The sequence below is a fragment of the Streptomyces sp. NPDC001502 genome, from assembly GCF_042894785.1.
GTDB classification, from domain to species: Bacteria; Actinomycetota; Actinomycetes; order Streptomycetales; family Streptomycetaceae; genus Streptomyces; species Streptomyces kutzneri.
In genome coordinates this window covers 81,484-102,292 of the sequence record NZ_JBIAVW010000029.1, presented here as the reverse complement: position 1 = coordinate 102,292, position 20,809 = coordinate 81,484, and the positions used below count along the sequence as shown (strand labels likewise).

23 protein-coding genes and 3 pseudogenes are annotated in these 20,809 nt (G+C 69.8%); 11 read left to right on the top strand and 15 right to left on the bottom strand.

Annotated elements, in window-relative coordinates; genetic code table 11:
* Positions 1–133: 133 nt before the first annotated feature.
* Positions 134–892 carry an alpha/beta fold hydrolase gene (locus ACFY0D_RS35415; protein WP_390802023.1) on the top strand — a complete coding sequence of 253 codons (759 nt, stop codon included), beginning with the start codon at positions 134–136 and terminating at the stop codon, positions 890–892.
* A 241-nt stretch (positions 893–1,133) separates the two neighbouring features.
* On the opposite strand, the gene ACFY0D_RS35410 is transcribed toward ACFY0D_RS35415, so the two are convergent.
* The 5 genes and pseudogenes from ACFY0D_RS35410 to ACFY0D_RS35390 all read right to left on the bottom strand — a co-directional run bounded on the left by ACFY0D_RS35410 (position 1,134) and on the right by ACFY0D_RS35390 (position 3,667).
* Positions 1,134–1,466: a PCC domain-containing protein gene (locus ACFY0D_RS35410; RefSeq protein WP_390802022.1), complete on the bottom strand. Its 333-nt coding sequence runs from the start codon at positions 1,464–1,466 to the stop codon at positions 1,134–1,136.
* Positions 1,467–1,607: 141 nt separating this feature from the next.
* On the bottom strand, positions 1,608–1,790 hold the full coding sequence (locus ACFY0D_RS35405; protein ID WP_390802021.1) for a hypothetical protein: 183 nt from the start codon (positions 1,788–1,790) through the stop codon (positions 1,608–1,610).
* Positions 1,791–1,885: 95 nt separating this feature from the next.
* Complete coding sequence (locus ACFY0D_RS35400) at positions 1,886–2,074, bottom strand: hypothetical protein (protein WP_390802020.1); 189 nt, start codon at positions 2,072–2,074, stop codon at positions 1,886–1,888.
* A pseudogene (locus ACFY0D_RS35395) lies at positions 2,047–2,593 on the bottom strand (DUF5994 family protein). The gene ACFY0D_RS35400 and the pseudogene ACFY0D_RS35395 overlap by 28 nt, the downstream one beginning before the upstream one ends.
* Positions 2,594–2,680: 87 nt before the next feature.
* A complete protein-coding gene (locus ACFY0D_RS35390) occupies positions 2,681–3,667 on the bottom strand; it encodes an alpha/beta fold hydrolase (protein WP_390802019.1) in 987 nt (328 codons plus the stop codon).
* Positions 3,668–3,808: 141 nt separating this feature from the next.
* Between ACFY0D_RS35390 and ACFY0D_RS35385 the strand changes: the two genes are divergently transcribed.
* Positions 3,809–4,420, top strand: a complete 612-nt coding sequence (locus ACFY0D_RS35385; RefSeq protein ID WP_390802018.1) for a helix-turn-helix domain-containing protein — start codon at positions 3,809–3,811, stop codon at positions 4,418–4,420.
* Positions 4,421–4,734: 314 nt separating this feature from the next.
* Here ACFY0D_RS35385 and ACFY0D_RS35380 read toward each other — a convergent pair whose 3' ends face one another.
* A complete protein-coding gene (locus ACFY0D_RS35380; protein ID WP_390802017.1) occupies positions 4,735–4,917 on the bottom strand; it encodes a hypothetical protein in 183 nt (60 codons plus the stop codon).
* Positions 4,918–5,133: 216 nt separating this feature from the next.
* Between ACFY0D_RS35380 and ACFY0D_RS35375 the strand changes: the two genes are divergently transcribed.
* Positions 5,134–5,475 carry a hypothetical protein gene (locus ACFY0D_RS35375; RefSeq protein WP_390802016.1) on the top strand — a complete coding sequence of 114 codons (342 nt, stop codon included), beginning with the start codon at positions 5,134–5,136 and terminating at the stop codon, positions 5,473–5,475.
* A gap of 496 nt (positions 5,476–5,971) precedes the next feature.
* The gene (locus ACFY0D_RS35370) at positions 5,972–7,336 is read left to right on the top strand and encodes a glutamate decarboxylase (protein ID WP_390802015.1); all 1,365 of its coding nucleotides are present in this window, start codon (positions 5,972–5,974) and stop codon (positions 7,334–7,336) included.
* 53 nt (positions 7,337–7,389) lie between these two features.
* On the opposite strand, the gene ACFY0D_RS35365 is transcribed toward ACFY0D_RS35370, so the two are convergent.
* The 4 genes from ACFY0D_RS35365 to ACFY0D_RS35350 all read right to left on the bottom strand — a co-directional run bounded on the left by ACFY0D_RS35365 (position 7,390) and on the right by ACFY0D_RS35350 (position 10,511).
* A complete protein-coding gene (locus ACFY0D_RS35365; protein ID WP_390802014.1) occupies positions 7,390–7,551 on the bottom strand; it encodes a hypothetical protein in 162 nt (53 codons plus the stop codon).
* A gap of 416 nt (positions 7,552–7,967) precedes the next feature.
* Positions 7,968–8,306 carry a hypothetical protein gene (locus tag ACFY0D_RS35360; protein ID WP_390802013.1) on the bottom strand — a complete coding sequence of 113 codons (339 nt, stop codon included), beginning with the start codon at positions 8,304–8,306 and terminating at the stop codon, positions 7,968–7,970.
* A gap of 35 nt (positions 8,307–8,341) precedes the next feature.
* Positions 8,342–9,216 (bottom strand): IS5 family transposase gene (locus ACFY0D_RS35355; protein ID WP_390802012.1). Its coding sequence is split into 2 segments (ribosomal slippage): positions 8,342–8,823 and positions 8,823–9,216, totalling 876 coding nucleotides; the frame shifts between segments, so codons are not numbered across the junction.
* Positions 9,217–9,260: 44 nt separating this feature from the next.
* Entirely contained in the window at positions 9,261–10,511 is a 1,251-nt protein-coding gene (locus ACFY0D_RS35350; protein WP_390802011.1) for an esterase/lipase family protein, read from the bottom strand.
* Positions 10,512–10,709: 198 nt separating this feature from the next.
* Between ACFY0D_RS35350 and ACFY0D_RS35345 the strand changes: the two genes are divergently transcribed.
* The 6 genes and pseudogenes from ACFY0D_RS35345 (at position 10,710) to ACFY0D_RS35320 (ending at position 13,954) form a co-directional block, all read left to right on the top strand.
* On the top strand, positions 10,710–10,841 hold the full coding sequence (locus ACFY0D_RS35345) for a hypothetical protein (protein ID WP_390802010.1): 132 nt from the start codon (positions 10,710–10,712) through the stop codon (positions 10,839–10,841).
* Positions 10,842–10,915: 74 nt separating this feature from the next.
* Complete coding sequence (locus ACFY0D_RS35340; RefSeq protein WP_390802009.1) at positions 10,916–11,551, top strand: VOC family protein; 636 nt, start codon at positions 10,916–10,918, stop codon at positions 11,549–11,551.
* Between the two features lie 206 nt (positions 11,552–11,757).
* Positions 11,758–11,823: pseudogene (locus ACFY0D_RS35335) on the top strand (hypothetical protein); the annotation flags it as partial.
* An 84-nt stretch (positions 11,824–11,907) separates the two neighbouring features.
* A pseudogene (locus ACFY0D_RS35330) lies at positions 11,908–12,229 on the top strand (transposase); the annotation flags it as partial.
* A gap of 200 nt (positions 12,230–12,429) precedes the next feature.
* Positions 12,430–13,479, top strand: coding sequence for a PASTA domain-containing protein (locus ACFY0D_RS35325; RefSeq protein ID WP_390802008.1), 1,050 nt, complete (start codon positions 12,430–12,432; stop codon positions 13,477–13,479).
* Between the two features lie 58 nt (positions 13,480–13,537).
* Positions 13,538–13,954: a hypothetical protein gene (locus tag ACFY0D_RS35320; protein WP_390802007.1), complete on the top strand. Its 417-nt coding sequence runs from the start codon at positions 13,538–13,540 to the stop codon at positions 13,952–13,954.
* Between the two features lie 986 nt (positions 13,955–14,940).
* Here the strand turns inward: ACFY0D_RS35320 and ACFY0D_RS35315 are convergent.
* From ACFY0D_RS35315 to ACFY0D_RS35300, 4 genes are all read right to left on the bottom strand, one after another.
* On the bottom strand, positions 14,941–15,810 hold the full coding sequence (locus tag ACFY0D_RS35315; protein ID WP_390802006.1) for a HEAT repeat domain-containing protein: 870 nt from the start codon (positions 15,808–15,810) through the stop codon (positions 14,941–14,943).
* Positions 15,811–15,933: 123 nt separating this feature from the next.
* Positions 15,934–16,452 carry a GNAT family N-acetyltransferase gene (locus tag ACFY0D_RS35310; RefSeq protein WP_390802005.1) on the bottom strand — a complete coding sequence of 173 codons (519 nt, stop codon included), beginning with the start codon at positions 16,450–16,452 and terminating at the stop codon, positions 15,934–15,936.
* Positions 16,453–16,707: 255 nt separating this feature from the next.
* Complete coding sequence (locus ACFY0D_RS35305) at positions 16,708–17,856, bottom strand: HEAT repeat domain-containing protein (protein ID WP_390802004.1); 1,149 nt, start codon at positions 17,854–17,856, stop codon at positions 16,708–16,710.
* A 427-nt stretch (positions 17,857–18,283) separates the two neighbouring features.
* Positions 18,284–18,859, bottom strand: coding sequence for a DUF4232 domain-containing protein (locus tag ACFY0D_RS35300; RefSeq protein ID WP_390802003.1), 576 nt, complete (start codon positions 18,857–18,859; stop codon positions 18,284–18,286).
* A gap of 405 nt (positions 18,860–19,264) precedes the next feature.
* On the opposite strand from ACFY0D_RS35300, the gene ACFY0D_RS35295 reads away from it, so the two are divergent.
* Positions 19,265–19,861 (top strand): hypothetical protein, encoded by a 597-nt coding sequence (locus ACFY0D_RS35295; RefSeq protein ID WP_390802002.1) that lies wholly within the window; start codon positions 19,265–19,267, stop codon positions 19,859–19,861.
* 480 nt (positions 19,862–20,341) lie between these two features.
* On the opposite strand, the gene ACFY0D_RS35290 is transcribed toward ACFY0D_RS35295, so the two are convergent.
* A complete protein-coding gene (locus tag ACFY0D_RS35290; protein WP_390802001.1) occupies positions 20,342–20,659 on the bottom strand; it encodes a hypothetical protein in 318 nt (105 codons plus the stop codon).
* Between the last annotated feature and the right edge of the window lie 150 nt (positions 20,660–20,809).

Genomic DNA, 20,809 nt, shown 5'->3' with positions numbered 1-20,809 from the left:
GGTGAACGTCCTGTGGGCACTCATACGTGACGGACGGTGCTTCCAACGCGAACTCCGTGTCACAGTCGCAGCTTGACAACGTCATTAGGAGGTGGTGCTTGTCGACCAGGCGTGGGTTTCTAGGATCACAGGCGTGCGTCATTCCTTCCTTCACCGCGGCCGTCGTTTGTCCTACCTCGATTTCGGTGGGCCCGGCCGGCCCCTGCTCGCTCTGCACGGGCACTACAACGAGGCCACCGCGTTCGCTCCCCTGGCCGCCGCACTCTCCCCGGACTGGCGGGTGTTGGCGCTGGACCAGCGCGGGCACGGGGAATCCGACCGCGCCGACTCCTACGGCCGGGAAGACTACGTCGAGGACGTGGCCGCCTTCCACGACCACCTCGGGCTCGGCCCGCTGCCGGTGGTGGGACACTCCCTCGGCGGGGTCAACGCCTATCAGTACGCCGCCCGCCACCCCGAGCGCGTCACCCTCCTGGCCGTCGAGGACATCGGCGCCGTCGTCGACATCGACACCGCCTTCACCCGCCGCCTGCCCGGACCGCAGCCCACCCGGGAAGCCCTGACCCAAGCACTCGGAACCGCCGCCCCCTACCTGGAGTGTTCCTTCCGCAAGAAGGACGACGGGTGGGGATTCTCCTTCGACGCCGACGACACCATCGCCTCCCAACACGCCCTCACCGGCGACCACTGGGCCGACTGGACCAGCCTGACTTGTCCGACTCTCCTCGTCCACGGAACCGACAGCGACGAAATCACCCCCGACCACGCCCGCGAGATGCACGCCCGACATCCAGGCCCCGTCCACCGCGTCGAACTCGCGGCCGGACACGTCGTCCACCACGACGCCCCGGACGACTTCGCAAACGCCCTCCGCTCCTTCCTCACCACCTGACGCCCGTGCACGGCACCTGGGGTCGATGACAAGGACGAGGAATCCCGGCTGTCCCCGCTCAAGCACAAGAACGTGAACGTCCTGGGCCGCTACAACTTCACCGCCTCCCAGCCGGTCGACGGGCTGCGGCCGCTGCGTGACCCGGCCGCCGTCGACTCGACGATGACGACGGCGGCCGGGAGAGTGAGCCGGGCCCGGACAAGGCGGTGCCGGGGCCGAGTGCGGACACCCCAACGCCGGGTCAGGTGACGGGAATGACGTAGGCGCGGGCGAAGTGGGTGCCGATGACCGCCTCGTGGAGGTGTCCGGCGATGGAGCGGTCGCCTTCGACGCCCATGACGACGTGGAGGTGGACGGAGCCGTTGCGGATTTCTCCCGTGCCGGTCATCTCGCCGGGCAGGTCGTACTTGGTGATGGTGTCCTTGAGCGCGTCGCCTTCGGGCATGGTGGAGACGGTGAAGGAGTCGGCGGCCCCGATCAGGGAGACGACCGCCGCGTCGGTGATGCCGGCCTCGGCGGCCTGGCGGTTCAGCTCGTCGACGAGCTCACCCTGGAGGACTTCAAAGACGATCATGCGGGACTCCGTCCGATCATGGGGCTCAGCTCCCGCAGCATGACCGAGGAGCACCAGCGTGCGCCAGAGTCCTGGGGAGCGAGGGCCTGCTTGGCGAAGCGGGTGGCGAGGAAGTGATGGTTGCGATAGGTACGCCCTCGCTCATGGCGGTTGCCTTCGGAGGCGGGTGTCGCCGTCGAGGCCGGGATGGCCGCGCTGTTCCGGCCCGGCGAAGCAGCCGCGAAGGGCTTCCGCGACCGCTCGGGCGGCTTCCGGGGTGTGCGCGATGATCCGGACCTCGGCGTGCCCGAGCGACGGCAGTGTCTGGGTCTCGATGTACTTCACGTAGGCGTGTTCCCTTTCGGAGTGGGCGAGCGGCCGCGGAGCGGGGCGCCGTGGCGCCCCGCCCGCTGCCCCGGTCGGAGGAAGGTCTCTGTTCCTCACCGGCCGGCACCCGTGTGGTGGGCTCGACGACCGGTGTCGTCCGGTAGACGTGGAGGCCTCGGCAGGGGGTCACTGAAGCGGTAGGCCTCGATCCGCGCATCGTGCTGGGCGTTCAGCAGGTGGATCCAGCGCATTCCGATACCGGTTGCCAGGATGATCAGCGCGACGAGGACGACGGTCTCCATGTCGCTCGCCTCCAGCCGTTTCCGGGCAGCGGCAGGGCGGATCGGCCCATCGGCTCCCCGAAGGTGGGCATGCAGGCCCCGCCCTCGTCCTCCCAGGTGGCTTCCCGGCGGCGGGCGTCGCGGATGCCGCGCCCGATGACCATTTCGTTGGCCATCAGGACGCCTGCGGCCAGGACGCTGCCCGGGATCGCGGCGGCGGCCATCAGGCGGGCCGCGGCTGCGGGCTCGGTCTCGGGCGGGATCACCAGGAGGTCCCAGCGGCCGACGGTGTAGGAGAGCAGGATCAGCTTGTCGGGGTCCTGTTCGGTGAACCAGCCCACGTGGAGCACGCGCCCGGCCACGGCAACCGTGCGCGGGACGACCGGCCAGCGGCTGGGGTTCACGCTGACGCGCGTGATGCGCCCCCAGGTCTCGTCCAGAGCGGCGGCGAGAGCGGGGAGTCGGCTTCGAGGTCACGCGAGTAGGGCCACCAGGCACCGTCCAGCAGGCCGGCAAGGTTGCTCTTGGGGGAAGGGACAAGCGTGCCGGGAGCTCTGCGGCGAGGTCGCGGGGCGCGGTCCCCCGTGGGGGGTGTCCGGGTCCAGCCGGGTGCTCGGCGTGAACGGTTCAGCCCTGGAGGGCGGTGAGCCAGTCGGTCAGCAGGCGGTTGACCTCGTCGGGGCGTTCCTGCTGGATCCAGTGGCCGCAGCCTTCCAGCAGGTGGGAGGCGGACAGGGCCGGGAGGGTGGAGGGGTAGGCGTCGATGGCGTCGGCCATCCAGGTGGTGGAGGCGTCCAGGGTGCCGCCGATGAACAGGGACGGCTGCTTGATCGGGGCTCCGCGGTGGGGGGCGAGGTCCTGCCAGTCACGGTCCATGTTGCGGTAGCGGTTGAGGGCGCCGGTCAGGCCGGTGCGCTCGAACTCCGCGGCGTAGACGCCGAGGTCGTCCTCGCTCAGCCAGGAGGGGAGCTTGCCTGCGGGGAAGCGGTCGCGCAGTCGGCCGCCGTGGGCGACGAAGTGCGGGTCGGGCTCGCCCTGGGCGGGCATGGTGTCGGCGGACAGCGCCGCGTAGAAGCCGGCGAGCCAGCCCCGGACGTCGGGCTCGATCTCCGCTTCTGCGCGGCCGGGCTGCTGGAAGTAGGAGATGTAGAACTCCTGCTCAGGGCCGCCGATCTGACCGAAGACGTCGGTGGGGCGGGGGCCGCCGGGCGGCGCGTAGGGGACGCTCAGCAGTCCGACGGCGCGGAAGACCTCCGGATGGAGCAGGGCGGAGGAGGCGGCGATGCTGGATCCCCAGTCGTGGCCGACGACCACCGCGCTCTCCTCGCCGAGGGCGCGCACCGCGGCGACGTTGTCCTCCACCAGGTCGAGCATCCGGTAGGCGTCGGTCGCGGCGGGCTTGGAGGAGCGGCCGTAGCCGCGTACGTCGATCGCCACCGCCCGGTAGCCGGCGGCGGCGAGGGCGGGGAGCTGGCGGCGCCAGGAGTACCAGGACTCGGGGAAGCCGTGCACGAGCAGGACGAGCGGGCCGGTGCCCTGCTCGACCAGGTGCAGGCGCCCGGCCGGGGTCTCGATGGTGCGGTGGCGGAGCTCGGCGGTCGGCTCGGGTTGCATGGGCTTCTCCTCGGTTCGCGGGCGGACGCGGGTACCCGTCGATCATGCGGCGCGGCGGCCGCCCGACGCGATCAGCGTTGCCATTCTGGCAAGCTCGCAGGACAGGGCGGTGGATTGGTGCGTGTGGAAGGAGCGGGAACGGTGACAGGCGACGACCTGGACGGCACGCCGGCGGCGATGGGGCCCAGGCTGCGAGCAGCGCGCGAGCAACACGGCGCCACGCTCGCCGGTATCAGCTGTGCGACCGGCATCTCGCCGAGCACGCTGTCTCGGATCGAGACCGGTCGGCGCAAGCCCACCCTGGAAGTGGTACTGCAGCTGGCGAAGGAGTACGGCATCTCCCTGGACGAGCTGGCCGGTATCGCACCCGCCCCGGTGGCCGAGCCGCGCGCCTCGGCGCCGTTGAGCTTCGGCGACGACAAGGCGGTGCTGCCGCTCACCCGGTACGTCGGCGGCCTGCACGCCCACAAGCACGTACTGCCCGCCGTCGAGGATCCGCCCGCGCGGCCCCGGCAGGTCTCCCACGAGGGATACGAGTGGCTGTGCGTGCTGTACGGGCGGCTGTGGCTCGCGCTGGGCAGCCAGGATCTTGTCCTGGCCGCCGGGGATGTCGCCGAGTTCGACACCCGCACCCCGCACGGGGTGGCGAACGCCGGCCCAGGCGGGCCGGTCGAGTACCTGATCCTGTTCGGGCCGCAGGGCGAACGACTGCGGCCCCGGACCAAGCCGGCTCCCGGTCGCGAAACCCGGTAGCCCCCAGCCCCCGTGACCGATCCAGACCCGGTGCCGGCCGCACCCTCGCCGCACGGACAGCTCGGCGACGGCAGCACCACCAGCCCGTCAGCCCGTCAGCCCGTCAGCCACCACAGCCCTGCCGCCCGGCAGCGGCATCACCTTCGTAGCCGCAGCCGACCGCAGCAGCTACGACTGCCGACAGCACAGGCAAGGAGCCTCCCTCGGAAGACGGCCGGGCGGTCGCGCCCACCCGGAGCAGGCGTACCGCTCCCGGAAACGGCGGCGGCGGTCACCATTCCGGTGACCGCCGCCGTTCCCCGTCCGGGCTCCGGTCAGGCGGCCCGTTCGAGGGCGAGGTTCGCGTGCGGACAGCCGGCCGCGTACGACAGCGGCGCCTCCCGCTCGGCCTGATCCACCGCCAGACCCCACCGGTGCTTGGTCGCCACCCACTCACCGAGGTACCGGCAGTGCACCGCCGGCGCCGGCATCCGCGTCGCCGGGTCCTGGTCACTCATCTGACGGTTCGAGCGTGCCGTTGCGCCGACGAGGGTGACGTCCGAAGCCAGGTCGTTCGCGCACCGGCGACGCCGCTCCGTCGCCCAGCCGTAGCCACCAGAGTCGCGGACGCGAGGAATCCGAAGAAGCCGTCGCATCACTTCGGCTCGCACTGCGAAAGGCCATCCGCTCAGTCCCCCGTTCGTGATCAGCGTGCCGCGCTCGCCGGGCGCCGGTTGCACGAGTCCGACCAGGACCGCAAGGACAACACGCTGGACGTGTGGCTGCGCGAGGGGCCGTGGAAGCCCGATGTGGTGATCTCGCTGTCCCATCTCCACTCGGTCCGCCCTTGGGAACCCGGACTGGGCGTCTCCTTCATCGACGGGATCTCCCTCGTCCACCTGCCGAAGCTGCCGTTGCCTTGGCCCGCCGAGGCGGTTGGCCGACTCGATCGCTCCGAGGACCTGCCCGAACTGGTCTGGCTGAGGATCACTGGACCGATCGAAGTCGACGCTGTGGCCGCGATCGTGACCGTCTACCTGGCCCAGAGCGACGATGCAGCCTCCGTGCTCCGGTGACAGCCTGACCCGCTCGACAGCTCAGACCGTGGCCAAACATTCGATGAGACGGGTCAACATTCGGTGAGACGGGTCAGAAGCCCAGGCCCAGGCTCTCCGGCACCTCCACGACCCAGTCCATCACCAGAACACGATCTACTCGGCAACAGTGCCCGCAGCCCTGCATGCCGGAGCGATCCTCAGCGCCCCACGCACCGACACTGGCCTTCACAGCGACGAACACGGCCCGACGTATCCGCTGCGGGCATCCCTCCTGGAGTGGTTGGGGTCGATTGCCACCGAGGTCGGCACCGACGCGGAGGCGATGATGGCCCGACTGGGGCTCTCCCTGGAGGAGCACCGCGATTCCGTCGAGATGCCGTTGTCCAAGCAGCGGCCGTCGCCGCTGGGGTCACCCTCCTGGATGCACCAGAACTGCTCCGATACCGGGCCGACCGCGCCGGCCGCGCGGTGTGTCCCGCGACCGCGGCAGGCTCCGGCGCTGTTGAATCGAAGCATGACCAAGCGCGACGACTCGGCTCTGTTCGGCAACCGATTCCTGACGGTGCCCGCTCCCTCGGAGACCTTCCCCGAAGTAGGCATGGCCGCGACGGACGCGATGAGGCTCGTAGATGTGGATCTCGCCATGGAGGGCGACCCGCAGCGCAACCTCGCCACGTTTGTCACCACGTGGATGGAGCCGGAGGCTCAACGGCTGATCGCCGAGAACCTTCACCGCAATTTCATCGACCATGCGGAGTACCCGATTTCCGCCGAGATCGAGCAGCGCTGCGTGCGCATGCTCGCGGACCTCTTCCACGCGCCCGGCAGGACGACCGGATGCCGGACCCAGGGCTCGTCCGAGGCGATCATGCTCGGCGCGCTGTCGTTGAAGTGGAAGTGGCGCGAGCGCCGCCAGGCAGCCGGCCTTTCGATCGACCGGCCCAACCTGGTTTTCGGGGGTGACGTCCACGTCGTGTGGGAGAAGTTCTGCCGCTACTTCGACGTGGAGCCGCGGATCGTGCCGCTTGCCGAGGACAAGTACACGATCGGCCCGGAGGACGTGGAGCCCCACCTCGACGAGAACACGATCGGCGTCGTCGCCGTCCTCGGCACCACGTTCACCGGCCACAAGGACGATGTCGTCGGGATCGACAAGCTCCTGCGGGACGTTCGCAAAAAGCGGGACCTCGACATTCCGATCCATGTCGACGGCGCCAGCGGCGCGTTCGTCTGGCCCTTCCTCTACCCGGACTCGAAATGGGACTTCCGGCTTGAGCAGGTCCGTTCGATCAACGTCTCGGGACACAAATACGGACTGGTCTACCCCGGCATCGGATGGCTGGTCTTCCGCGAAGAGGCCGACCTCGCCAAGGACCTCGTCTTCTACGAGAACTACCTGGGCAAGACCGACGCGACGTTCACGCTGAACTTCTCCACCGGTGCGTCGATGGTGCTCGCGCAGTACTACAACTTCGTGCGGCTCGGTCGCCAGGGCTACACCTACGTCATGAAGGCGATGCAGGAGAACGCCCGCGCACTGGCGGACAACCTGCGCAGCAGCGGCCGCTTCGAAGTGATCGGGAGCGACCTTGAGCAGCTGCCGCTGGTCGCGTTCCGTCTCGCCGGCAAGCACGCCTACGACGAGTCCGACATCGCCTGGCAGCTCTCGGCCGAGCGGGGCTGGATGGTGCCGGCATACACCCTCCCGCCCAACGCGGAAGGGGTGAAGATCCTGCGCGCCCTGGTCAAGGAGACCCTGAGCCGCGAACAGATCGACCGCCTGACCCAGGACATCGCCGACGCGTGTCGCACGCTGGACGACAAGGGAGCGACCCACAGCATCGAGCGGACCCAGGTCAAGCGCGGCACCGGCTACTGACGCACTGTGCCGGAGTGGTCTTCCGAGCGACCGGCAATCGGCGACCCGGGCCGTTACCTGCCCTGCGCGGTCAGGGGCAGGACCAGGGCCTTGAAGCGGATGGTCCGGAGCGCGGTGGCCGGCGTATCGGCGGACATGCCGGCGGCGCGCGGCGCGGCCAGCGGTACGGGCAGCGGCGCGGGCAGCGGTACGGGCAGCGGCGCGGGCGGCGGCACGGCCGCATCGCGGACGACGGACAGGTGCGCCGTCCAGTCCGCGAGCGGTCCGGTGAGGCCGGCGTCCGCCTCGTGCGGAGGTTGGTCGCCGATCGTGTCCCAGTCCAGGCGGTACCGGGTGGCGGTGCGCCATCCGCACCGGCACTCGACGAAGGCGCCCGCCCGGTCCGTCGCCGTCCCCGCAGTGACCCGGCACGGCGAGGACGTCGGAAGGTGGTTCGCCGCCCAACCACGGGACTGGGGCCGGCTGAACGAGGAGCAGCAGCACCGGGCTCGGCGAACTCGGCCTGGAATGGGCCCAGTAGAAGGGCTGGTGCTGCGCGAGCTGGCGTCTGCGCAGTCGGCCGGCACGAGGAGCTGCGGTCTACCGACGGAACACCGCCCGTATGGCGAGGGCCCTTACAGGGCCGTCACTCTCAGATGTGGCGCAGTGCCAAGCACGCCCAGAGGATGGTGGCCACCGCCGTCACGACGGCCACCGTGCCGAGGGCGATCCCGGCCCGCGCCCGGATACGACTGGCTCCCTCGTCGCCGCGCACACGTCGCAGGGCGATGCCTCCCGAGACGACCGCCCAGATCCCCAAGGGCAGGATGAAGTAGACAGGGAGGTAGCGGAGCAGGTTCGGAACGAATCCCGGAAGCAGGGGGCAGCCGATGGCCGCGACAGCGGCGGTGCCCAGTATGAGGGACCAGGTTCCCGTCGGCTGCGGGAGAGCCTCTTCCCCGAACGAATCGATCTGCTGTACGGAACTCATGATCCGAAGGCTAGGGCGTGTTGTGAAAGTGCTGGTCACAACCACTCGTTGATGGCTGCGATCGGTACTGTCGCTTCGTAGCGGACGGCGAGTTTGTCGTATCGCGTTGCGACTGCACGGTGGCGCTTGAGGCGGTTGATCCCGCACCCCACAGCGTGGCGTTCGCGATAGTCGGTCTTGTCGAACTTTGGAGGCCGGCCACCATGGGAGCCGAGCTTCTGGCGGTTGCGAACGCGGTCCGCAGGAACCGGGATCGTTGCCTTGATTCCGCGTCTGCGCAGGTAGGCGCGGTTCCTGCGGGAGTCGTACGCCTTGTCGGCCCGTACCCGGTCCGGGCGCTTGCGCGGTCGGCCGAGTCCGATCCGGGGAACCCGAATCGCCTCCAAGACCTGCTCAAATTGAGGGGAATCACCCCGCTGGCCTGCCGTGATGACGACTGACAGGGGCTTCTGTCCCTGCTCGACCGCGAGGTGAATTTTGGTGGTCAGGCCGCCCCGGGAGCGTCCGAGCGCGTGATCGGTCGGCTCGACGAAGACCCCGCCGGGTGGCTCCTTCTGAAGATCCCCCTTTTCACCGCACCAGCGGCGTGCTGGTGAGCCCGGCAGACGGTCGAGTCGACGTTCACGGCCCAGGAAATGAGGACCTTCGCGTCTGCCTGAGCCTGAAGCTCGGTGACAATCCGGGTCCAGGAGCCGTCCCGCTGCCAGCGCCGGAACAGGTCATAGACCCGATGCCACGGCCCATATCGTTCCGGAACGTCTCGCCACGGGGCGCCGGTCCGGGTCCGCCACCGTATGCCGTCTATCAGCTGCCGCCGTGTCCAGACCTGCGGACGGCCCGGCTTGATGCCCTGCGGTAGCAGCGGCTCAAGCCGGGCCCAGTGGCCGTTCGTCAGATCTCGACACTCCACGACACGTGATCATTCACGGCCAGCATCCTCCCTCACCAGAGGCCCTAGCCCAGGTTCTCGATCTGCTCGACGATCCAGCCGCCGAGTTCCTCGGTCATCAGGGTGTGCGGCTGGTTCTCTGAGGCGAGCCGGAAGTCATCGAGCTCGCTCGTTTCCGGTGAGAGGCCGTCGATGTCGACGTAGAGGTCGGCGTTGGTGGTGACGTCGCGGATGGCGACGGCGCTGACGGAGGGCACGAACGAGTGGTGACGGATGGGGGCGTTGGTCTTGAGTCCGAGGACCGGGGGCTGTTCGTTGAGCTTGTCGGCCAGGATGCCGAAGCCCTCCAGGGTGCCGCCGGGGGCCCCGTCGATCTCGGGCAGGTCGTCGGTCGGTACTTCCTTGGCCGGCGGCGGGGTCACCAGCCGCAGCTTCGCGACGATCTGGTTGTCGCCGCTGCGCTGGGCGTAGAGGTGGGTGCCCACGATGGTCAGGCCCTTGCCCTCGATCGTGTGGTCCCCGGGCTTGATGCCGTTGCCCTGACCGTTTCCGACGCCGTTGGCGACGCCGATCTTCATCGGGATCGCGGGCCAGTTGCCCATCCGCTCCAGCTCGGCGAGGAGCTGTTCGCGGAGTTCGTCCACGCGGGGCTTGCCGTCCCACTCCTCGATGTGCCAGGCCAGCAGCTGCCGGGCGGCCGGGCTGTTGATCTGGTTGGAGAACCCGTCGTTGAGCTTCCGCGAGTAGTGCGCGAACGCCTGGAGGCCGATAGGGATCCAGGCGCCACGGTGCGGGGTGTCGTACGACCAGTAGAGGCCGGTCCGGTGGTCGACCCGCTGGGACTCCATCTTGGCGAGGGCGTACCGGGTGACGAGGCCGCCCATACTGAAACCGCCGACGGCGAGCCGGTGGTCACCCTGGCTCATGGAGCAGGCTCGGTGGACCGCTTCGATCACGGCGTCCGCGTTCTGCTGGATCGCGGCGCTGCGCTCGTGGAAGCCGACGACGATGACGTCGCGGCCGCGGCCGCGCAGCTCGCTGAAGAAGCCGTACTCCCCCCAGTCCAGGCCCTGCCACAGCATGTCGATGTTGCTCGGCCCCATGTTGAACCCGTCCGCGACGATCACGGGCCTGGTCAGCCCGGCACCGCCCTGGGCGTAGTAGACCCAGGCGGTACCGCCCGGCAGGTCCCAGACGTCGCTCGGGACAGGCGGGATCTGGGTGGGCGGTTCCTTGGGGCCGGGGGCCAGGATGATGGGCGCGGCGGCGGCCAGGGCTTCGCGGATCTGCTTCTCGGTAGCCTGCGGCTCGCTCATGGGCGGTCCCTTCCAGAATGATCACGATGAGTATCTGAATGAACACGGAGAGTATGCATCAATGTGATCACTGAGGTACAGCCTCACCTCGGACAGCGGAGCTGCCGGGTTCCTGGGACCGGCACTTTCACAACACGCCCTAGAGCCTGTCTCTTGGAAGTGCGGTGCGCATGGTGCTGCATGCCGGATCGAAATCCTGTGGCAGCAGCGCTCGCCCCGCAGCGGCTGATCGAGCGGGTCGTGGGCCTCGACGAGGCGGCAGCGCTGCTGCCCGGCTTCGACCGGGCCTCCCCCACCGGGATGACGATGATCGATCCGCTCCAGGGCTGAGTCCGCGGCGGACGCGGCCGGGGCGGCGGGCGTGTCGTCGGGATTTGGGCGGGTTGTCGGGTGATGATGGTCCGGTGCGACTTGATCACGTGTCCTATGCGGTGGCCCGCGACAGCTTCGTCTCGACCGTCCAGTGGATCGGATCGGCCCTCGGCGCCGGGTTCGTCGACGGGGGCGTGCACCCGCGATTCGGCACCCGCAATTTCATTCTCCCGCTGAGCGGCGGCACCTACGTCGAGGTCGTCACCACACTCGACCACCCCGCCGCCGACCGCGCACCCTTCGGCCAGGCGGTCGCGCGCCGCGCCGCCGAGGGCGGCGGCTGGCTCGGTTGGGTGGTCTCCGTCGAGGACATCGCCCCGGTCGAGGCCCGCCTCGGCCGCACCTCGGCCGAGGGCCACCGCGTCCGCCCCGACGGGTTCGACCTGAGGTGGAAGCAGATCGGCCTGCTGGAACTGCTGGAGGACGCGCAGCTGCCCTACTTCCTTCAGTGGTTGGTCCCCATCGAGGAGCGCCCGAGCGCCGACCCGCGCACCTCCACCACCATCCACGGGGTCTCCATCGCCGGCGACGCCCCCTCCATCGCCGAATTCCTCGGCGAACCGGCCGACCACCCCCTCGACCAGATCGACGTCACCTGGATCGAGGATGAGGAACCGGGCCTGGTCTCGGTCGAGTTCGCCACCGCCCACGGCCCGGTCACGATCTGACCAGGGCCCGACTGCCCCGCGGGAGCAGCCGGCCGGGGTCTCCTGGCTAACACGTGTCTCTTTGATGGGTTGGTCAGTTGATCGGATGTGTCTGCCCGACTCGTGATCACTGATGCGATGTGGGTCCGGATCGAGCCGCTGATGCCGGCCGATCCGATCCGTGGACGGCGGTGTGCTGATCACCGCCGAACGCCTGAGGCCGTTGCGTGGAAGTGTGGAAGTACCGCACCAACTCGCCCTGGCGGGACCTGCCCGACGAGCTCGGCCCGTTCCAGACCGCCCGCAAACGGCTGATCAGATGGGCCGTCGACGGTACCTGGCAGAACACCCTGACCGCCGTCGAAGCGGTCACGCCCCGCATCCGCGTGCCACGCAGCGGGCCCGGCAGGCCCCGAACCCGGCCGTTGGCCGTGCTCGCGGACCGGGCCCACTCCTCCCGTACCATCCGGTCCCACCTGCGACGACGCGGGATCCGCGCGGTCATCCCGCAGCCGTCCGACCAGATCGGCCACCGCCTGCGGCGAGGACGCCGAGATCTCATGGCAGCGGAACAGCGTCGAACGCTGCATCAACCGCCTCAAGCAGTGGCGGGGCCTGGCCACACGATGCGACAAACTCGCCATCGCCTGCCAGGCAGCACTCCACCTCGCCGCCGTCCTCATCTGGGCACGACACTGACCAAAGAGACGGCCTGGGCGACGGACCGTACGTTCCGCCTGAGTGCGGCTACCTGGACGAGCAGGGCGAGGCCGGGCGGCCAGGGGACGACCCTGACTCCGGACCCGGCCGGGTCTCCGTCGTCGGGGCCGGCCGGGGCATCCCCGTGCCACGTCCGTACGATGCGTGCACGCAATCACGTGAGCACGAAGGGCACCCTCTTGTCTGGCCCACTCCCCGCCCCCGAGCTGTCGAAGCCGCCGCGCCAACCGCAGAACTCGGCCCCGACCGGGTGGTGGCGGACGAATCCGGCCCGTATCGGGTTCATCGCCGCCGTGCCAATCTGCGGGCTGATCGCGCCCGGGCTGGGCCTGGTCGCGCTGGCAGCCGCCCTGGTCGCCCTGTGGCTGGACAATCCCTGGCCGAAGCAGGGCAAGGTGGTGGCGACGATCGCCGCCGGGGCTCTGCTGGGCGCGGTCGCCCCTGCTCCTGCGAAGAACGGGCCACAGGGTCACCCGGCAGCCCTGCAAGGCACTCCCGTCGCGGCGGCCCCCACGGTGTCCGCTGCACCCGTGGTGTCGAGAAGGCCGCTGCAGGACTTTCGGGGCCAGAGTCTGGAAGTCGCGTACAGCAGGATCACCAAGACCGGTGCCAGGGTTGTCTTCCACGACGCGTCCGACGGGGACGAGACCATCAAGTTCAGCTCCCGGGGGCTGTGGACGGTCTGCTTCCAGAAGGAGGCAGGGACCGGGATCGATGCGTACCCCACGGTCGAACTCGGCGCGGTACACCGGGGCGATCCGTGCCCGACCCAGGACGGCGGCCCTCTCCCCCTGCCCACCATGCCCGACTTGGTGGGGAAGACCTGGGCGCAGGCACACCCGGAGGTCGTCGCCCTCGGGGTGCCCGCCGAACGCGTCCGGGCCCGGACGGCCTACGTCAACGACACACTGCCCGACGAGGGAAAGTACGACGCCTGGCGCGTGTGCGCCCACGACCCGGCAGACGGCGAACCGATCCGCAACAACACGGATGTGACGCTCTACCTGTCTTCTCCCGCCAACGGCTGCCCGGAATCCCACCGCGGGACCGGCGCCTCAGCGATACTCCCCGACCGCGACGACGACGGCGACCCCGACTACCGCGACCCCTATCCCAGCGACCGCAACCGCAACCACACCTTCCCCGACGGCCTCCCCAAGGACTCGGGCGACTCGAACGATTCCGACGGTCACGGCTGGAACCCGTGCCGCCACACCCGCTGGTGCTGAGACGTGGGCTGGACATCCTCTCATCCGGCGAGTCTGCAGTAGCAGATACGGGGAGGCGGTGGAGGCCGAGCTGCCGCCCATCGGATCACGCCGCGCGTGGTTCGTGCTCGGCACCTGTGCCCTGTCACCCGCGGTCGTCGGGCAGCTGGTCGCCACCCGGCCCGACCTGGGGCCGGCGGCGGAGCTGAGGCAGGATCCGGACGAGGACGTGCGGATGCGTGCCCGCCTCCAGCCCTCCATCCGTACCTGGGCCGAATTCGAGGCGGTCCGGAGTGTGGTCGATCACGGTCGCGACTGCACCTGCCCGATCACGGAGCCGGCCGACGAGCTGTCGCCCGACTGGTACGCCACCTGCGCGGCGTCCGAGGAGCCGGTGCTTCGCCGGGTTGCGGCGAGCTGGCCCGGCCTGCCCGAACCTCCGCTGGAAGACCCCGCCGATGCAATACGCCGGGCAGCCCCCGCCAACCCGACCTGACACCGCAGACCCTGGGAACCCTCCTCACCGGCCTCCGCAGCGCAGAGGGCGCCGCCGGCGGCCCGACGCTGAGAGACGACACCCACGTAGCCATCACGGGACGAACCCGCCAAGGCACGCATGCGGACCCATCCGCCGCCGCGGTCTGTCCTGGTGGCGCTCCCGTCGGCGGAAGCTGGGGGGGTGCGTTGTCGGCCGAGCTCAGTCGGTGTGAGCGGGGCGCGAGTGTGAGGTCGAGGCCGGCGTGCCAGTCCTGGGGGCCGCGGAAGTCGATGTAGGCGCGGACGTGTCCGTTGCTGTCCGCTGCAGCACCAGGCTGCGGCGGCCCGCCTTGGCCGACATGGTGCCGCGACCCACCAGGTGAGCGAAATTCCGGGGTGGCGATGGTCGACGTCGTCGAAGTGAGCCTCCACCAACGTGACACCGGCGTAGGCGGGTGGGGCGGCGGAGAGCGCGGGGCGTGCCCGGGACCAGGCGCCACCGGCGCCGATGACCAGGTCGAAGTCTTCGCACGTGCTGTCGTGGTGGTGAAGGCGGGCGGTACCACGGGGTAATGGGGTCACGGCCTGTACGGAGTGGCCCAGCGGACCGTGCCGGGTGCCAGGGAGTCCAGCAGGAGCGCGCGCAGCCGGCCGCGGTCGATCTCGGGCCTGCTCAGGTCGTCCTCGCCTGCCTGGTCGTGGCATATCAGGGTCTCGTGGCGGTCGTACAGGCGCCGCTCCTGGCTCTCGGGCCGGGAGAGGCGGCGAACTGGTCGAACAGGCCGACTGCGCGCAGGGCTGCCTGGCCGGTGACTTCGTGGATGTCGAGTGTGCCGCCTTGCGAGCGGACCGCAGGCGAGCCGAGGGCAAGAGCCACAAGCGGGTAATCCTCGCCCTCGCCCGCCGCCGCCTCGACGTCCTATGGGCACTCATCCGCGACCAACGCCCATGGACAGCCCATCCACCAGTAACGGAACTGGCCACCGCATGAAGCGCACGCCTCCCTCACGGTGATGCGGATCCCGAATCTTCCCCGGGGCCGCTCGTCGTGCCGCGGTGGGGCTCGCGCTGACGTGCCTCGGTTGCCTGGTCACGCACGTAGGGGTCGGCGTCTGCTGCCAGCTGGTCGAGCACGGACGAGGTCGCGGGGTCTGCGGGCTCCAGGGCGGAAAAGCGGCCCAAGGCGATCGCGACCCAGGCTCGGACACGGGGGTTGTCGTCGTTCGCGAGCAGGCGGATCTTCCGCAGGGTTCTGGGTTGTTGGAGGAAGCCGAGAGAACTGAGCGCAGAGATGCGCACCTGCGGGGACGGATCGTCCAGCAGGTTCAACAGCAGGTCGATGGCTGCCGTCTCTGTTCCGTGACTGGCGAGTGTGCCCACGACCGCGCTGCGGATTTCTTCGTCCGAGTCCTGCGCAGCGTGGGCCAGCAGGTCGAGATCAGCGTGTTCGGGGACACATCCGAGCAGCCAGATCGCCGCCCTGCGAAGGTCCGCATCGTTGCCGACGGCGCACGGCAGGAGGATTTCGCGAGCGGCGGCCGGGTGATCCTGCACGAGTACATGGAGCGTCGTCGAGAGAGAGTCCTGGTCGTCACCCAGATCGCGGGAGTAGGCCCGCAACAGGGCGGCCAGGGACGTGTGGCCGGCCGTCTCGGCCAGAATCCGGGCGAGCACATGACGGCCGTACCAGTTGCCCGCGTCCACGGCTGCGGAGAGACGCGCCTCCACGTACGGAATCAGCTCCCGCCGCCGTGCGGCTACGAGCTCCTCCTCGATCTCTGCAAGGTCATCGAGGTCGCAGTCCGGGTCTGCGAGTCCGACCGCTAGCTCATCAAGGCGCAGGGTGAGGTCGCCCGCTGCCCGTTGATCTTCCAATCCGTCCTCCTGGTCATGTTTCAGACCGCACCGAGCTGCCCCAGCGGGCCTCCGGCGGGGCCCGAGCTTCTGCGGAACGGATTGTCCAACAGGCCTCTGACAAGAGCGCGCGGTGCGGCCGACTCACGCAGCCGCCCCGACCCTCCCTGCCCGCGCCCAGCTCACCGCGTAGTACAGCAGCCGCTCGTCCTCGCCGACCGAGAGCATTCCGGCTGAGGTCATGACGTGGCGCGAGGCCGTGTTCTCCCGGTCGGTGTCGCCCAGCACGGAGACTGCTCCGTGGGCCCGGGCGTGCTCCAGTAGGGCCCGCAGTGCCTCGGCGGCGTAACCCTGGCCCCGCGCGGCCGGCACCAGACCGTATCCAACGGCCACCCGGCCCTCCCCGTCGGCAGGGCCGTGGAATCCCGCGCCGCCGATCAGCAGCCCGTCGGAGCGGCGCTGGATCTCGAAGGCCCCGTACGGTGCGGGGTCGCCCGTGTCGGCCAGTACTCGCAGGTACCGTTCGGCCCCGGCACGGTCCCCGGCATCCGGGTATCCCTCGGCCCGGCGGTCGCCCGGACCGGGTTGTCCGGCGGCGAGCCGGCGGGCCCGGTCCGCGTCCAGCGGGAGAAGTACAAGGCGTCGGGTCGGCAGCGGCTCCATTCCCCAGGAGATACCAGCCCCGCCCCACGCGCCGCACCCGGATTTCCGCTGCCAGGGCCTGCGCCGTCTTCGGGGAAGGCCGGCCCGGAGCCTGTGCGACTGAACGCCTCAACCCACTGTGACTGCCCGCTGACTGGCGTACTCGTCACGGAAGAGCGGTCAGAACCCCGTAGTTGGCCCGTCTGGCCAACCACGCGCTCACTCGCGCGCCACGGAGGAGCTGGACTCTCGCCCAGCCCATGGCCTGGAGGCTCCTCAGATGCGGTACGCGCCTGCCGGCACACCTTGGACAACCCCGTACGGGGTCAGGGCGATGACGCCGACACCACGCGAGACGGTCTCCGGTCCGATGCCGAGAGGGCTGCCTCCAAGATGTTCGGCGATCTCCGGTGCGAGATGGAACGCGGCCCATTTCCATTCGTCCGCGTCGTCCTCGGACTCCAGCACGGGGTCCCATACGGGCTGGAGGCCGAGCTCTTCCCGGCGCGTCCGCTCGAACGGCAGGGGATCGCCCAGGGTCAGCAGTTCATCCTCGCCTTCGCCGGTCTCGCAGTAGCGGCGGATCACCTTGCCGTGTCCGGTGACCAGCCAAGCGGAGCCGTCGCCCTGAGCGCCGTAGTAGTAGGCCGCGGCGCGTCCGTAGCGTGAGCTGAGCAGAGTGCAGAGCCGCAGGACGTCCTCGCTCCTTTCCGCGTCGCAGGGGTCGCACCACGCGCCGAGCACGAAGGTCCAGCCGTCGAGTTCGGGGGTGACGAAGACCCTGGTGAAACCGTCGTGGCTACCTGGATCGGCGTCGTGTCCGTCAGAGTCCACGATGTCGTTGCCGAGCGCGAAGGTCACCGGTCTCGGATCAGTGAGTCCCAGGGTGTTCATGATCCGGGCCTGGTCCCCGCTCGGCACGGCGATCCAGTGGTTCCAACATGCCCACGACGCCGTCGGCCGATCATCTGCGAGCTTCACGCGGATGAGCCGCTCGACTACCGCAACGTCCTCGGCAGGCAGCAGGGTCTCACCGCCCAGCGCCGCGAGGACGGACAGCGCCCGTGCACGCTGCCGGCCGGGTCCCTCCCGCCGGATCCGCTGGAGGAGAGGAACAAGGCTCGCCTCGATCTCCTTGCCACGCATCATCAAGGTGTCCTGCGCCTCTCGGGCGACCTCGGGATCGGTGTCGCCGAGCAACGGCAGCAGAGCGGGGACGGTCGACAGGCCGGCCCCGTTGCAGTGCCGGACCCCGAGCACCGCCTGGCGGCGGACGAACGGCGAGGGATGCGAGAGCGCGGTGGCGTACTGGTCGAGGAACCCCGCACCCAACCGTGTGAACGTTTCTCGCATCTCCACGGTCGGCGCGTCGAGGAGCCCTTGGAGCAGGTAGTCGAACGCCGTGTCCCCGATGCGCTGGAGCACGGGAGCGGCCTCCCGCCATCCCACGGGCGACGATTCATCCGCCAGCTCACGCACAATGGCCTCCGCCGCCGCCTCCCCGCCCCTGGCCAGTGCTTCTGCCGCGGCAACGCGCCGATCCGGGCAGCCCAAGTCCCTCACCAAGCCCACACCCATCGAGCCCTCCCCGTGTTCTTCCACCCGATGACGGCATGGTCGCGCACGCGTACGACAACGCCCAACGTCGCGCGGCGTCACCCAGAGGTTTCACCACGCTTCGGAACGCCTCTCCGGCTTCAGGTCCTGTCCGGCAGATCTTGTGACTGCAATCGCTTCGCCGGACACCCCTGGTTGCCGCCTCACCCAGTAGATCCGCGAACAGGGCTGCCGCCCCGGCCTGACGGCCCGGGCTCAGGTCCGTGCGGCGGCGGATCCCGCCCCCGGCCGCCGGTCAGCGCGCGAGCGCCGACCAGGCACTCAGCCCTAGCTTGCCGGTGTCGCCCAGGTCCACGGGCGCGCTCAACCGCAGCGTCAGCCGGGGCGCTCCCGGCTTGGGGACGAGCTCCAGCACCCGCCCCTCGACGGCGGGCACGGACGAGTCGGTGACCAGGTTGCGCCACAGCAGTGCCGTCGTGGCGGCCTGTCCCGGCTGGAGCGTCACCGGCCGTGGTGGCGCGTCCCCGTCGGCGTCGGGCGTGGTCACGCCGTTCGTCCCGTGCCCGATGTCCACCTGGAGGGGCTGGTCCTCCCCGTCCAGCAGCCGGATCTCCGGGTAGCCCTCCACCTGGTACGCCGCCGAACCGCAGTTGACCAGCTGGAAGTCGGCCACCCGCAGCCCCATCGCCGCGTTCCCCTCGCCCTCGGCCAGCCGCACCCCGCCCTCTGGGCAGGGCTCCGCCCTACCCGTCGGCGGCGATTCCCCGATCGCCTCCATGACCGAGTCGCACCCCACCAGTACCCACGCCAGCGTCAGGGCGCCCGCCACCGCCACCGCACCGATCTGCTTCGCCCACCCCTGTCCACGCATCCCTCGACTCTATGTCTCACCTCTGCGGGGCTGGTTGCCGGTCGGTAGAGCCTGGAGGATGTTTCCACTGGTCAAGGCTGCATGAGTGTTCGGAAAGACGTCGTTTGCCGAACGGGGGCAGCCGTCCGTGGATCCCGGCAACTCATGTCCAGTGGATGCCGAGATCGGCGAGCGCGCCACCGCCGTCACCGTCTCGCCGTCTCGCCGTCTCGCCGTCTCGCCGTCTCGCCGTCTCGCCGTCTAAGCAGCGGGGGAAACCTACTGCGCCGGGTTGTCGGTGGCATCCCGGATCATGTCCGGATGACTCATCGAACGCAGGACCCTGCTCCCCTCGAACCCCTCGAACCCGAGACCGGGCTTACCTGGCTCGCGGCACCCCGCTGGATTCCTTTCGGCGGATACAACGTGGTGATGGCCCGAGGGGTGACCCCAGGCGAGCTGGTGGAGCGGCTCGCGGCGACGGCCTTCGAGGAGGTGCCCGCCGTTGTCCGCCGGGCGTCCGGCGAGCACACCGCCGAAGAGATCTCAAACCCTGATCTCTTCGATGACGAAGACGTGCACCTGCGGTACGGCGAGCACGCCGGCGTGTCGTTCGCGGTCATGTACGGCGCGTGGTGGGGCGAGTTCAACGAGCTGGCGCGGGTCTCGGCGGGCGGCGCGCACGTCTTCCAGGTGAAGTTCGAAGAGGACAACGGCAAGCCCGTGCCTCCGTTCTTCGAGTACTACCACGACAAAGTCCTTGCCTGTTCGTTCAATCTGCACCTGGACGGGTCATGGGGATACGACGGCATCGACGGGGACCCGACGGTGGCGGCGCGGGTGGCTGCGGCCATAGCGGAGTCCGGCCTGCCTGTCACCGGCCGAGAAGGCTACACAGGCGCAGAGGATGAACAGCAGATGCGGCGCACACTGCTGGGAATCCTGGGCCGCCTGTTCGACCTCTCCCTGCCCCGAGGTCGGATCCTTCAGGGGGCCCTCGCCACGGCCACGCTGACGACCTGATGCCGTAGCCCGGGGAGGGCCAGGCCGCCTTGGGGGGTGGGCTTCCGGAGCGTGCCCCCGCCCTCGTGACGCCTTCCCCCTGGCGCCATGGGTCAGGCCCGCCCGCACGACGGGCTGCCGCCCGGATCCGTACGGCACCCGGACACCCCCGGGTTCCCGGACACCCCCGGGTTCCCGGCCACCTCCCCGGCCGGGCCCCGGGGCCGCCCGGCAAGCCCTCGGCGTCGGCGCTCACACCGCCGCCGCCGGGCAACGGAACCCATCGCAAGATCAATGTCGATGAGTCCGGGGTTCTGGCACAGATCTTGGGGAGCCGTCGCGGAGCGTCGCCTCGGACCTCCAGCCGATCATGAACGCGGCGCGTCCCGTCTTCTGAGTGGGACGGCACTGCGGCGAGGGGCGAGGCCGTTCCCTGGCCGGCCTCCGAAAGGTCACCTCACCTCACCTCATGTCCACCCTGATGACCCGCGAGCGGAGTAGTCACATGTCAGGCGAGCACACCTCAGGCCCGCCAACGACAGCCCGCAGCTTTCCCACAAATTCCAGACAGGATCCGTAGCGGTTGTCAGGGTTCTTGGCCAGAGCAGTCCGCATCACGTCATCGACACGCGGCGTGATCCCGGGACGCCTCTGGGACAGGGGAGGCGGCTCATCGTGCTTGTGCGCCCACATCAGCGCCGTGTCTGCGTCGCGGGGGAAGACTGGATCGCCGGCGATGGCCTCGTAGACCACACAGGCCAGGGCGTAGAGGTCGGTGGCCCTGTTCGCCGAATGGCCGGATATCTGCTCCGGCGCCACACAGGGCCTCGGCGAAGTCGCGTGACGTCCGTTTCGTGATCACGTGAGCCCAAGGAGGACGAGCGGGCGGTCCGCGTTGCGGGCGTTGTGCCGCAGGGTGGTGGCGATGCTGGTCACGCCGGACAGTCGCAGAGCTCCCATGGCGAGGTA

What these genes read in the sequence shown, in the direction of transcription:
- ACFY0D_RS35390 (WP_390802019.1), bottom strand. Translation starts at nt 3,667, where the DNA reads ATGCAACCCGAGCCGACCGCCGAGCTCCGCCACCGCACCATCGAGACC.
- ACFY0D_RS35410 (WP_390802022.1), bottom strand. Translation starts at nt 1,466, where the DNA reads ATGATCGTCTTTGAAGTCCTCCAGGGTGAGCTCGTCGACGAGCTGAAC.
- ACFY0D_RS35350 (WP_390802011.1), bottom strand. Translation starts at nt 10,511, where the DNA reads ATGAGCGAGCCGCAGGCTACCGAGAAGCAGATCCGCGAAGCCCTGGCC.
- ACFY0D_RS35300 (WP_390802003.1), bottom strand. Translation starts at nt 18,859, where the DNA reads ATGCGTGGACAGGGGTGGGCGAAGCAGATCGGTGCGGTGGCGGTGGCG.
- ACFY0D_RS35360 (WP_390802013.1), bottom strand. Translation starts at nt 8,306, where the DNA reads ATGAGTTCCGTACAGCAGATCGATTCGTTCGGGGAAGAGGCTCTCCCG.
- ACFY0D_RS35380 (WP_390802017.1), bottom strand. Translation starts at nt 4,917, where the DNA reads ATGAGTGACCAGGACCCGGCGACGCGGATGCCGGCGCCGGCGGTGCAC.
- ACFY0D_RS35310 (WP_390802005.1), bottom strand. Translation starts at nt 16,452, where the DNA reads ATGGAGCCGCTGCCGACCCGACGCCTTGTACTTCTCCCGCTGGACGCG.
- ACFY0D_RS35370 (WP_390802015.1), top strand. Translation starts at nt 5,972, where the DNA reads ATGACCAAGCGCGACGACTCGGCTCTGTTCGGCAACCGATTCCTGACG.
- ACFY0D_RS35400 (WP_390802020.1), bottom strand. Translation starts at nt 2,074, where the DNA reads ATGGAGACCGTCGTCCTCGTCGCGCTGATCATCCTGGCAACCGGTATC.